This window comes from Gemella sanguinis ATCC 700632 (assembly GCF_000701685.1).
Taxonomy (GTDB): Bacteria; Bacillota; Bacilli; order Staphylococcales; family Gemellaceae; genus Gemella; species Gemella sanguinis.
In genome coordinates, this window is sequence record NZ_JNJO01000010.1 from 42,324 (window position 1) to 54,903 (window position 12,580).

The window sequence follows — 12,580 nt, forward strand, 5'->3', positions numbered from 1 at the left end:
ATTTATAAATTTTCTTATGAATATCAATTAACTTATTTTATTAATTACAAAAAAGTCAATCGACTCCTTATCTAAGATATATTTTTATTATAGTATATTTTAAAATACCTGTATATTAATTATATAGCACCAGAAACTCTATATCTTATAATATTACTAACTATTATTATTCACTTTAGATACCTGTTATCTCTAATATTATTCCTTTATATATAAATAAGTGTTTTATAGTTATCCTAATATAATACCTTTCAACATTTCATCCAAAACCAAATAGACTTAAGTCAAATATTTTATTATTTATCATTCTTAAAACCAGTCTTTAGTTTCTAAATTTAAAATTTAGTTACCAAAACAATCTCCTATAAATCGTCCGTAATAATTAAATGATTTCTCACTATCTTTTACTTTAGATTTTAAAGCAGATATAGCTTCTCCACTCATACCCTCACTATTTATATGTTTTAGTACATAATCTAACTCTTGAACAATTTTATTAGAAATCTGAGCAATAAGTTTTTGACTACTAACAATCTCATATAATTCTAAATCTTTATACACTGATTCTTTAACTATTTCCTTAACTTGTGGTTCTAAAGATGAAAGATTATTTTTAACAGCTTTAGAAGTCTCAATCGCCTGTTCAATCTTTCTTTTTGCGGGAATAATAGTCGATTCAGCTGTTATAATAAGATTTTTTATACTTTCAGGATATAACCTTATCAATTTCCCCCAGTACCTTTTTTTCCCTTTATTATCCTCATACTTTTTTTCTACTTCCACATCAAGTTTAGAATTTTGACTGACTTGTAAAATATATTTTTCGAACCACACTGCACTACCATACCAATTTTCTAATCCTCCTTCAAAATTACTGAAGGATTCGTTAAACAATTCTGATATTTTTTTCGCATATTCCCCACTTCTTTTATCTACTTGTCTTTCAAATGCATGAAGCACATCTTTTACGTCATCAAAAATACCATCTCTACTTAAATATTGTCCATAGTTTCTTGGAATCTTCCTTTCCGGCAAACTACCAACAAATCTTCCATTTTTTAAATTTTCTCCTATCCAATTATCTTGAGTTTCAAAACTATCAGCTAAACTTTGAAACATTTCTGCGGTATTAGATACAACTTTTTCCAACTCCCCTATATTTTTTTGAGCAACATCTAAAACTATAGTAAGTGATTGACTAATACCATCTTCCTTCCCAGTTCTCAACCCATCTCCTTCTAAGGTTTTTTCACTTTCATCTAATAATTTCTTCGTATGTTCTTCAATTTCACTCCAAGCTTTTATTATTGTTGGTCTTCCTTGGAAAAAATCTGTTATCTTACGTGTTTCTTCTTTGTTACATTGTTCTAATACCACTCTTACACTCCCAGCTAAATCGTATAAGTCTACGTTATATCTGTGAGCACCAAATAGCGCTTCATCTTTTACATAAGGTCTTTCATCTGAAGGAATTTCACCTAATTTTAATCTAGGGGTCTCTTCTACTCCTTCTAAAACACTTTTACTTCTTATTATTTGTCCCACAGAATCCCTTAAATTATCTAGAACTTGTGGCACTCCAGCATTATTAAATTCCCTTTTTAAACTATCCGCAGCGTGATCTTTTCGCTTTTCAAAATCAAATCTAGTTTTTTGATTTTTTTCAATACATAGATTATTAATTTTTTTAATAAATTCTAGATCTGATAATACACTTGTCCTTAAATTATTAGCTACATTTCGTAGAACTGATGGATTCAGCTGAATCTTTGCTCCCTTAACCCGAATATACTCACCATTTCCATTCAATAAATTTTTCGCACTAAGATCAAGTTTATTTAATCTAATATCTGTAATTCCATCTTTATTAACATCTAAAGTGACGACATTTTTATTCATATGCCTAGTAATCTTTTCTATTTCCGTCATAGCTGCCTCAGAATTAACGATATTAATCATAGGGTGACTACCCCTATCCTTAACAATATACTCCTTGCCAAGATGCTTCCCACCAAATTTACTGACTATATCATCTTCTGACCGAATTCTAATTGTTTCCCCAGTGTATTTCTTTTCAAGCTCATCTATCGTTAATAATTCTCCATAGCTCAAACCTATCTTTCGAGCATCATTTACATATAAAGGAGCCGAGTTATAGACAACAGTTTTGGGAACATTATATTCCAAGGCAACTCGTTGAGCTATACTTCCACCTAGACTATGCCCTGTTAATACTATATTGTTTCCATATTTAGCCCGCACACGTTCATAAAATTCAAACGCTGGTATACAATGATCCAATACAGGAAAATTAATTTCATTAATATCTGTCCCAACATCTTTCAAAAACTCACTCTGAAAGTTAGTCCCTGTAAATGCCAATATTATTTCCCCAGTATCTTTATTTCTAAATGCTGTACCACTAGTCCCTGTTTCAGAATTGTACATATCTTCTAAATATTCCAGATTAGAAGGTATAGTATAATTCCTTAATCTCTGCGCTTCAGCCACTACTTTGTCATTACCATATCCTTCTATCCTTGCCGATTCAAATCCATATGCTAAGTGAGAAGCATGTGCAGTACTACTTATTAATTCTGTATAATTGCTCATATATAGTCCTCCTAAATGCGTTTTTTTACAAATAATTTAGTTATTTTTTAATCGTTCTATCTCAAAACATAATAAATATTAAAAACTCCAAACTTCACTTTTCATCAAATATAAATATCAGCTTATATATACCTAATATTTATTTGATCTTATTACATCTAATTATAGTATACATCCTTTTAATTGTATAATATTTTATTCACTAAAATAATCTTAAATAATTATTTTTAATATAAGTAATTAAGTATTATTGTTTAATTTAGATTTTTTACATCCCTATTAGTTTCTGTAAACAACTATCTATAAACACACTCACAACAAACCTTTTCCAAACACTTTTGTATACAAAGATATTTAAGTATAGATATTATTAAATAAACATTAAGTTTTTCATATTATATTTAAGATATTTTTTGTGAAAAATGTTATAATAATATTAACGACACTTTTGAATTTAGAGGTAAAATATGAAAAAATATATAATAGCAATAGATCAAGGAACTACTAGTTCACGTGCTATAATCTTCAATAAAAAGGCTGAGATTATCGCTAGTAGTCAAAAAGAATTTCCACAGATTTTCCCAAAATCTGGTTGGGTAGAACACGATGCAAATGCAATATGGAATTCTATTCAATCAGTTATAGCTGAAGTATTTATCGAAAGTGGTATAAAACCTAATCAAATAGCTAGTATTGGTATTACAAACCAACGTGAAACTACTGTTATTTGGGATAAAAACACAGGTCTACCTATCTACAATGCTATAGTTTGGCAAAGTCGCCAAAGTGCGGATATCGCTAATAAACTAGTATCTGATGGATACAAGGATATGATTCATAAAAAAACTGGTTTAGTAGTTGATGCATACTTCTCTGCAACAAAAGTTCGCTGGATATTAGATAATGTTCCAGGGGCACAGGAAAAAGCAGAAAAAGGAGAACTTCTATTTGGTACCATAGATACTTGGTTAGTTTGGAAATTAACTGGTGGTAAAGTACACGTAACAGACTACACTAACGCAGCTCGTACTATGTTATTTAATATTAAAGATTTAACGTGGGATAAAGAAATATTAGACATTTTGAATATTCCTGAAGCAATCTTACCAGAAGTAAAATCTAATTCAGAAATATATGGTAAAACTATTGACTACCATTTTTATGGAGGAGAAGTCACAATTAGCGGTTTAGCTGGAGACCAACAAGCAGCCCTTTTTGGACAACTTGCTTTTGATAAAGGAATGATTAAAAATACATATGGAACTGGTTCTTTTATTATAATGAATACTGGTGAAAATATGGAACTATCAAAAAATAACCTTCTAACAACTATAGGTTATGGGATAAACGGAAAAGTATACTACGCACTAGAAGGATCTATCTTTATCGCAGGAAGCGCCATCCAATGGCTTAGAGATGGTTTACGATTAATTAAAAAATCATCTGAAACTGAGCAATTAGCGTTTGATTCTAAAAATAACAATGAAGTATATCTTGTTCCTGCATTTACTGGACTAGGAGCTCCTTATTGGAATCCTGATGCACGTGGAACAATTTTTGGATTAACACGAGGAACAACAAAAGAAGACTTGGTAAAAGCAACTTTACAATCAATAGCTTACCAAATTAGAGATATTATCGATACTATGAAAATCGATGCTAATACTGAAATACCATTATTAAAAGTTGATGGCGGCGCAGCTAACAATGACTATTTATTAGACTTCCAAGCTAATATACTAGGAGTTAAAATAGCACGTGCAGAAAATCTTGAAACTACTGCTTTAGGAGCAGCATTCTTAGCCGGTTTATCTGTTGGATATTGGAAAAATCTAGATGAAGTTAAAAATCTTAACTCAGCAGGAAAATTATTCGTTCCTACAATGACAAAAGAAGAACGAGAAAAACTTTATAAAGGTTGGAAACGTGCTGTTCGTGCAACAGAATTCTTCGCAAAAGATGAATAATTACAATTAAATTGGATATAAAAAATGACTCGCAGAAATTTGCGAGTCGTTTTTTATATATCTGGAATCTACTGCCCTAATAGTTCTGAATAACAAAGATAGTTTCTAATAAATAATACTCCTGCTAATAGTAATGCACTCCCTAAACCTGAGTAGAAATAAGCTACAAAAATATTAGAAAAAATACCTAACATCCTAAAACCAATCCCCATACTCATCATAAAGGCCATAATAATATATGCTTTTAAGTCAAAGAAATGCCAAAATGGTCTGTAGTCTTCATAACTAACTATTCTTTTAGTATGTTTAATACTCATTTTAAAAAACATCATTCCAAATAATAAGAAAATTATCACAGAAGATACATATGTATACCAATGTGATTGAATTAAGAAATATGATAAAAGTCCTAATCTTACAATATTAAAGCCCGCTATAAACCAAACGATTCCCGCTATTAACAGCAGCGTTCTCTTTTTCACGCTAAACATAGAACCATCTCCTTTCTTACTTTTCCTTTAAACATCTCTCCGCATTATCGCAAACTTTTGTAAAAATACTTTGCCACATGCGCAGCTCTTCTTCACTTAAACCTTGGAATAAATCTTTAACAAATTCTTTTTGAACATTTAGTCCTTCTTGAATTACTCTTTGCGCAGGTTCTAATAATTCTATTTCTATTCGTTTTTTATTATCTGGACTCTGAATTTTCCTAATCAATCCATTATCTTCAAGTGTTTTTAATGTAGTTGATACGTGCGATTTTGTTGCTTTGCGTATTTTCACTATATCGGCAGCTGTGTTAAACTGCGGATGATTATGTAAAAACATCAATATATCATATTCCATCTGAGTTAATTCAAATTTTTCACATATTGCCCTAGTTAGCCTAGAGTAATAACATATTATCGTTTTGTGTTTATCCATAAAATTCATATTTTCTTCTCTCTTTAATCGTTCTATTTAGAACTATTTTACCCTTAAATTAAATTTTTGTCAAAGAAAAAAGATACACAGTTTCGTGCATCTTTCTAGTTCTTTATTCCACATTTTATAAACGCCTTTAACAAAGTATATCTCTATAAATATTTAAGTCGGTATCTTTAAATACATTAAATACTACTTTTATATCTTTGTCAGGATTTTCACTAAGCACTTTACGAACCTCAGCGACAGCAATCTGCGCAGCTAAATCATTAGGAAATCTAAACTCCCCAGTGCTTATACAACAAAAAGCAATACTCTTTAAATTATTTTTTAAAGCTAATTCCAAGCAATTTCTATAACACGATGCTAATAATTCTTTGTCACTATCTTCAACTGAATGATAAATTATTGGACCAACAGTGTGTATTACATATTTAGCCGGAAGATTATACCCAGAAGTTATTTTAGCTTGTCCAGTTTTTTCAAACTCACCTTGCTTTTGCATGATTTCAAAACATTCTTGCCTTAACTGCAAACCCGCCTGAGTGTGTATTGCATTATCGATACATCTGTGATGAGGTATAAAACATCCAAGAAGTGCTTTATTCGCAGCATTTACTATAGCATCAACTTTCAATGTAGTAATATCACCTTGCCATAGATAAATATTTTTTTCAACTTCATCTAATTCTTCTAACTCAACAATTTTCTTTTTTCTTAGTTTTTGTTTTAAATATTCATCTTGAACATCAAAAAATTGTTCTGGTAAGTTTTCTACTTCCCAAATGTTCATTAACGTTCTTAATAAATCTTCTTTTTCTTGTTTACTTTCTGGTATTTTTACATTAGGATTTAATGTCCTTATTAAATAATCTAGCTGTTCCATGATTCAAATACCTCCTTCATATCATTAGTTATTGTAATTACCCCTGCTGACTCAAAGTTTTCTTGATTTACTCTTATTAAACTCGCTTTAGGTAGTCTGTTGTTTAATCTTTCAAAAGGAAATCTAATAATAGTTGGCGTATTAAAACCTACCCCTAGTTCCAATAATACTATATTTTTATCTCGATTTTCATTTATAAAACTATAATATCTATCACATTGCTTATCCCATTCTTCTGTTTCTACAAATCTATGGTCAACTCTTAAATGCGTAGTCATTTCACTATTACAAACAGGACATTTCGGAATAAGTTCAGTAGGAATTTTTAAATCTTTTTGTTGTTCAAGCATTTTAAGTACTTGGTCTTTATTATTATAAACTTTGTTGTGACAAGGTACGGAACATTGAAATTCTCCATAATTTCCTTGGACTTCAAAGAACTTGCTTTTATCAAAACCAACCTTCTCAAATTGACTATCGACATTTGTTGTTATGACGAAATAATTTTTATCTTTTACAATATTATATAAGTCCTTATATAGTTCCAAACCGTCATCTGAATATCTATTTAAAAATATATGTTTGCTCCAATAAGCCCATTTCTCTTCAGAGGTTTTAAATGGATAGAAAGCTGCAGAATACATATCAGGCATTTTATATTTTGCTATGAAATCCTTAAAGTTTTTCTCAAAACGCTCACCACTATATGTTAATCCTGCTGCTGCAGATAAACCTGAACCAGCTCCTATTACTATTGCATCAGCTTCTTCTATTAATTTTTTTGCTTGTAATATTTTATCCATGTGAATCAGCTCACTTTCTTTCTAATTTCAACTATATATTAACATCACACTTTACTCTTAACAAGTACGCACTTTAATGTAGGTTAGTTACTTTAAAGTTACTAATAGTGTATGAATTTAAAAATTCTTTCAATAACTTTAATACACTTTTTATATTGCTAAATATTTTTTATTATAGTAGAATAGTTTAAACAAATAAAAGTAAGGAGATTGAATAATGACAGAAAACTTACTATTCACCCCTATTACATTACCAAATGGAACTACTATAAAAAATCGTTTCTTCAAATCAGCTATGAGTGAAGGAATGGGGACAAAAAATTTTCAACCTAAAAAAAATATTGCTACATTATATAAACGTTGGGCCGAAGGCGGAACTGGATTAATTATTACAGGAAATATTATGATTGATCCTAAAGGAACTGCAGAACCAGGAAATATAGTTTTTGATAAAAATTCTAATATGGAAATTCTTAAAGATTGGGCTAAACAAGGTCAACAACATGGAGCTAAGGTTATGGTGCAATTAAATCACCCTGGTAAACAAGCCCCAAAAACTATAGCTAAAGAAACAGTTGCACCTAGTGCTGTACCATTAGGAAATGGCCTTAATAAATTATTTAGCACACCACGTGCTCTGACGACTAATGAAGTTGAAGAACTTGTTCAAAAATTTATAACTTCTGCGAAAGTCGCAAAAGAAGCAGGTTTCTCTGGTGTTCAAATCCATGCAGCACACGGTTATCTAATCAGCCAATTTTTATCACCTCATGATAATAGAAGAACTGACAAGTATGGTGGTTCACTAGAAAATAGAATGAGATTTTTAAAAGAAATTTACCTTGGAATGAGAGAAGAATTAGGAAAAGATTTTCCTATCGGAATAAAAATTAACTCTACTGATTTTAAAGAAGATGGACTTACAGAAGAGGATTCTTTAGAAACTATTGTCGAGCTTGCTAACCTAGGTCTGGACTTTGTTGAAATATCAGGCGGAACATATGAAAAACCTGCGATGATGGGTGCTACAAGTACATCTAGCAATAAAGTATTTTTCGCAGAATATAGCAAAAAACTAAAACAAAAAATTGATATTCCTGTTATTGTTACAGGTGGTATTCGTTCTATTAATGCGATGAACACATTATTAAATGATAATACTACTGATTTTATAGGTATCGCTCGTCCACTGACAATTGATCCAAATATACCTAATAAAATTAAACAAGGTACATATACTATTGTAGAAACTACACGTGTATCAACAGGAGTTAAAAAGTTAGATAAAATATTTGGTTCACTTCTTGGTATAGTTTATTACCAAGTTCTTATGCAAAATATCGCAAAAGGAAAAGAACCAAAAGCCACAAAAAATGCTTGGCCATCATTGATACAAGCAGTATATAGTCAAGGTTTAGCAGTATTATTCCCACAACGCGCTAAATAGAAGAATATATTATTAAGTAAAAATTTTAAATATATCAACCTATTTTATCTTGACCTTAATTGTATATATCATATAAAATCAATATATATGATTATTTTAGGAGAATAATATGCCAAATAAAAAACTACCTTCAAATCTCCCAGCTTGCCCTGTTGAGGTCACATTATTATTACTAAGTAACAAATGGACAATATTGATCTTAAGAGACCTATTAACCGGTACAAAACGCTTTGGAGAGCTAAAAAAATCACTTAGTGGGGTCAGCCAAAAAGTATTAACTGCCAACCTTCGCTCACTAGAAGAGAAGGGAATTATAGAAAGAGAAGTTTATCCAGAAGTTCCACCTCGTGTAGAGTATACACTAACAGACTTAGGAAAAACTTTAGAACCTATTATTGACAGCATGTATGCTTGGGGAGAGTTTTACAAATCAACATTTTAAAAAGAAGCATCTTTACTCATAATGAGTTAAGATACTTCTTTTTTTATTATTTATACTCTGGGAACCATTTAAAATCACGAACAGCTTTAGCCATGTCTTTTTCTTCCGCACGCGCTAGTCCTTGCTCTTGTGCTTTTTTCGCAACTGCTTCTGCTACTTTCATAGAAACATCCGCAACATATTTAAACGGAGGTAATACTGGTGCCCCAGGTTTAGTAATATCAGTGATTCCACTTAACGAATGTGCTGCTGCACCAATCATTTCATCAGTTAGTAAACTAGCTTCTGAAGCTAAAACCCCTAACCCCAAACCTGGATATATAAGCGCGTTGTTAGCTTGTCCAATAACATATTCTACCCCTTTATATAGAACATTATCAGATGGGATACCTGTAGCTACAAAAGCTTTCCCCTCAGACCAAACAATCAAATCTTCTGCAGTTGCTTCTGCTAATTTAGTAGGATTTGATAACGGGAATATACATGGACGCTCTGTATTTTGACACATTGCTTCCACTACTTCTTTAGTAAAAGTATTTGGTTGAGTTGATGTCCCTACTAAAATTGTAGGTTTTACCGTTTTAACAACTTCTAATAAGTCAGTTAATTTTTCTGCGTTTGGGAAATCAGCACGATTTTTCGCAAATGGTTTTTGTTCAGGAGTTAAGTCATCCATATCATCGAAAAGTAAACCTTGTTTATCAACCATAAAGAAACGTTTATAAGCCTCTTCTTCTGATAACCCTTCACTAACCATTTCTCGTAAGACGCGCGATGCTATTCCTGCTCCTGCTGTTCCACCGCCATAACAAAGATATACTTGATCAACTAATTTTTCACCTGTAATATCCATAGCTCCAAATATACCACCTAATGTTACTATACCTGTTCCTTGAATATCGTCATTAAATGTTGGGATATTTTTACGATATTTTTCTAGTATATTAGCTGCATTCATACGACCAAAATCTTCCCAATGTAAGTAAAGTTTTGGGAAAAGGCGTTCAGCAGTTTGAACGAACTTATCAATAAAGTCATAGTATTTATCACCACGTACACGTTCATGACGGTTACCTAAATAATTAGGGTTATTACGTAGCTCTTCACGGTTAGTTCCTGCATCAATAACTAATGGCAGTACTGTAGCAGGGTCAATCCCCGCTGCTCCAGTATATACCATGAGTTTCCCAACAGATATATCCACTCCATTAGTTCCCCAATCCCCTATACCAAGAATACCCTCTGCATCAGTAACTACTATTAAACGAATATCGCGATTCCCTGATGCATTTTTCAGTGTATCTTCAATATTTTCAGGATGATTAATATCTAAGTAAGCTGCATATTGAGGATCAACAAAAATGTCACTGTACCCTTCTATAGTCTCTGCAATAGTTGGATCATAGACAATTGGATTAAACTCTTCTAAATGTTTAGAAAATAGATAGTAGAATAATGTTCTATTCGTATTAAAAATCTCCATTAAAAATAACCTTTTTTCAAAGTTATTTTGTTTAGTTTGCATTTGAGCATAAGTTTGTGTCGCCTGTTCTTCAATAGTTTGAACACGCGGCGGTAATAAGCCAATTAACCCTAGCTCCTTACGTTCTTCCACAGTGAAAGCTGTCCCCTTATTAAGGAATGGGTTATTTAAAACATCATGTTTTTTCATAGAAAATTCCTCCATTTTCTTTATTATTTTAAAATTTATATTCTTATATTATTTCTCTCGGCCTAACTGCTGATAAGGAGATAGACATCACTATAATAACTCCCATTGTCGCGACAAAACCAAGCAATTACAAAAAAACTGTCCCTAAAATTTTCTCTTCCAATATAGTTACTAGCAACTTCCAAATAAGCTACACTATAGCGAAACCAATCACAAAATCTGTCACCATTACCCTCCTCCCACCTGAACCATGTTACATAAATTGCAGAGTAAATAAATATCTATTAATAATGACACAAAACGTATAAAAGTACTTAAAATCACTAAAAATGATAAGGGTATTTTTACTTTATCCAATAAAATTTCCCTTTAATTTAGTAGTCTGTATATACATATATTTTACACTTTTCCTAAATATTGTACAATAGTAATATTAGAACTTAGCATGCAACAAAGAATGGCGAAACTCAAATTAAACTAGAATATTTTAAACAATTTATAACTATTAATCAACAAAAGACTTCAACAAAAACTGCTGAATAACTAATATTTCACAGCATTATAATCTCGGTGATATAAGAAAGAATATTATCATCACTGATGAAAACAGTCGTATGGACTACTATATTTCTTACCCTATAGAAAATAAAGAACTCTTTTCATTTTTATTAAATTAAGCAATTTGCAACATTTTAAAAAGAAGCATCTTTACTCATAATGAGTTAAGATACTTCTTTTTTATTATTTATTAACCACGGCGTCTAAATAATACACCCGCTAGTAATAATACTAGTAGTCCAGAACCTACATATAGTAAGGTATTGTTTGATTCTTTATTAGAAGATTTTTCTTCTTTTTTCTCTGATTTGTTGTCATTATTTGTTTTTTCTTCTGATTTAGCTTGGTCTTTTGATTGATCTTTTGCTTTATCATCTGAGCTTGAAGATTTTTCAGGAGCTTTATCAGTAACTTTCTCTTCAGATTCTTTTAATGTGTTTAGTACATTATTTACATCTTCTTGAGTAGATTGACCATTAGCAACTACTTCTTGGGCTCTGCTTACAGAATTTAGATATGATTGTCTATTTTCTTCGCTTGCCTTAGCAAAACTTGAACTTCCTACTGTTTTACTACTATTGTTAAGTTGATTTGTTAATTCTTTTTTATCAACTTGAGGAGCTGTAGTACTAGTATTTGGTTTATTGTCTTTGCTTACATTGCTAGCTTGACTGTTTGAGTTTCCACCTTGGTTTGGTGTAACTTTATCTTCTTTTGGAGTCTCTGTCACCTTGTCTTCCTTCGGTTTCTCTGTAACTTTATCCTCTTTCGGTGTTTCTGTTACTTTGTCTTCTTTTGGAGTTTCAGTAACTTTATCTTCTTTTGGCGTTTCAGTAACTTTATCCTCTTTTGGCGTTTCAGTAACTTTATCCTCTTTTGGCGTTTCAGTGACTTTGTCCTCTTTTGGTATTTCTGTTACTTTGTCTTCTTTTGGTGTTTCTGTTACTTTATCTTCTTTTGGAGTTTCAGTAACTTTATCCTCTTTCGGCGTTTCAGTGACTTTGTCCTCTTTTGGTGTTTCAGTTACTTTGTCCTTTTTCGGTGTCTCTGTTACCTTGTCTTCTTTTGGTGTTTCAGTAACTTTGTCTTCCTTCGGCGCCTCTTTAACCGGTGTACTTGGTGCTGGTGTTTCTTTCACTGGCGTTGTTGGTGTACTTGGCGCTGGCGTCGCTGGCGTTTGTTTTGCCGGCGTTGTTGGCGTCGTACTTGGCGCCGGCGTCACTGGCGTTTGTTTTGCCGGTGTTGTTGGCGTCGTACTTGGTGCC

9 protein-coding genes and 1 pseudogene are annotated in these 12,580 nt (G+C 31.7%); 3 read left to right on the forward strand and 7 right to left on the reverse strand.

The features are described 5' to 3' along the window. Nucleotides 1-342 precede the first annotated feature (342 nt). A complete protein-coding gene (locus T369_RS08980) occupies nucleotides 343-2,613 on the reverse strand; it encodes an SA1320 family protein (RefSeq protein ID WP_051618979.1) in 2,271 nt (756 codons plus the stop codon). Nucleotides 2,614-3,080: 467 nt separating this feature from the next. On the opposite strand from T369_RS08980, the gene glpK reads away from it, so the two are divergent. After that, nucleotides 3,081-4,580 (forward strand): glycerol kinase GlpK, encoded by a 1,500-nt coding sequence (glpK, locus tag T369_RS0105860; RefSeq protein WP_031552969.1) that lies wholly within the window; start codon nucleotides 3,081-3,083, stop codon nucleotides 4,578-4,580. A 68-nt stretch (nucleotides 4,581-4,648) separates the two neighbouring features. Here glpK and T369_RS0105865 read toward each other — a convergent pair whose 3' ends face one another. The 4 genes from T369_RS0105865 to T369_RS0105880 all read right to left on the reverse strand — a co-directional run bounded on the left by T369_RS0105865 (nucleotide 4,649) and on the right by T369_RS0105880 (nucleotide 7,196). Next, nucleotides 4,649-5,071, reverse strand: coding sequence for a hypothetical protein (locus T369_RS0105865; protein ID WP_031552972.1), 423 nt, complete (start codon nucleotides 5,069-5,071; stop codon nucleotides 4,649-4,651). 16 nt (nucleotides 5,072-5,087) lie between these two features. Further along, the gene (locus T369_RS0105870; RefSeq protein ID WP_031552975.1) at nucleotides 5,088-5,516 is read right to left on the reverse strand and encodes a MarR family winged helix-turn-helix transcriptional regulator; all 429 of its coding nucleotides are present in this window, start codon (nucleotides 5,514-5,516) and stop codon (nucleotides 5,088-5,090) included. 127 nt (nucleotides 5,517-5,643) lie between these two features. After that, nucleotides 5,644-6,393 (reverse strand): protein-ADP-ribose hydrolase, encoded by a 750-nt coding sequence (locus T369_RS0105875; RefSeq protein WP_031552978.1) that lies wholly within the window; start codon nucleotides 6,391-6,393, stop codon nucleotides 5,644-5,646. Next, nucleotides 6,381-7,196 carry an SIR2 family NAD-dependent protein deacylase gene (locus tag T369_RS0105880; protein ID WP_031552980.1) on the reverse strand — a complete coding sequence of 272 codons (816 nt, stop codon included), beginning with the start codon at nucleotides 7,194-7,196 and terminating at the stop codon, nucleotides 6,381-6,383. The genes T369_RS0105875 and T369_RS0105880 overlap by 13 nt, the downstream gene beginning before the upstream one ends. A gap of 217 nt (nucleotides 7,197-7,413) precedes the next feature. On the opposite strand from T369_RS0105880, the gene T369_RS0105885 reads away from it, so the two are divergent. Then, entirely contained in the window at nucleotides 7,414-8,643 is a 1,230-nt protein-coding gene (locus T369_RS0105885) for an NADH:flavin oxidoreductase/NADH oxidase family protein (RefSeq protein WP_031552983.1), read from the forward strand. A gap of 109 nt (nucleotides 8,644-8,752) precedes the next feature. Then, nucleotides 8,753-9,085 (forward strand): winged helix-turn-helix transcriptional regulator, encoded by a 333-nt coding sequence (locus T369_RS0105890; RefSeq protein WP_031552985.1) that lies wholly within the window; start codon nucleotides 8,753-8,755, stop codon nucleotides 9,083-9,085. 46 nt (nucleotides 9,086-9,131) lie between these two features. Here T369_RS0105890 and T369_RS0105895 read toward each other — a convergent pair whose 3' ends face one another. Both T369_RS0105895 and T369_RS09325 read right to left on the reverse strand, forming a co-directional pair. After that, nucleotides 9,132-10,772, reverse strand: coding sequence for a malolactic enzyme (locus T369_RS0105895; protein ID WP_210727760.1), 1,641 nt, complete (start codon nucleotides 10,770-10,772; stop codon nucleotides 9,132-9,134). 733 nt (nucleotides 10,773-11,505) lie between these two features. Continuing rightward, nucleotides 11,506-12,580, reverse strand: a pseudogene (locus T369_RS09325) (FIVAR domain-containing protein); the annotation flags it as partial.

Bases quoted from the DNA above. Each gene is read 5' to 3' on its own strand.
- glpK (WP_031552969.1), top strand. From the start codon at position 3,081: ATGAAAAAATATATAATAGCAATAGATCAAGGAACTACTAGTTCACGT.
- T369_RS0105895 (WP_210727760.1), bottom strand. From the start codon at position 10,772: ATGGAGGAATTTTCTATGAAAAAACATGATGTTTTAAATAACCCATTC.
- T369_RS0105865 (WP_031552972.1), bottom strand. From the start codon at position 5,071: ATGTTTAGCGTGAAAAAGAGAACGCTGCTGTTAATAGCGGGAATCGTT.
- T369_RS0105880 (WP_031552980.1), bottom strand. From the start codon at position 7,196: ATGGATAAAATATTACAAGCAAAAAAATTAATAGAAGAAGCTGATGCA.
- T369_RS08980 (WP_051618979.1), bottom strand. From the start codon at position 2,613: ATGAGCAATTATACAGAATTAATAAGTAGTACTGCACATGCTTCTCAC.
- T369_RS0105870 (WP_031552975.1), bottom strand. From the start codon at position 5,516: ATGAATTTTATGGATAAACACAAAACGATAATATGTTATTACTCTAGG.
- T369_RS0105875 (WP_031552978.1), bottom strand. From the start codon at position 6,393: ATGGAACAGCTAGATTATTTAATAAGGACATTAAATCCTAATGTAAAA.
- T369_RS0105890 (WP_031552985.1), top strand. From the start codon at position 8,753: ATGCCAAATAAAAAACTACCTTCAAATCTCCCAGCTTGCCCTGTTGAG.
- T369_RS0105885 (WP_031552983.1), top strand. From the start codon at position 7,414: ATGACAGAAAACTTACTATTCACCCCTATTACATTACCAAATGGAACT.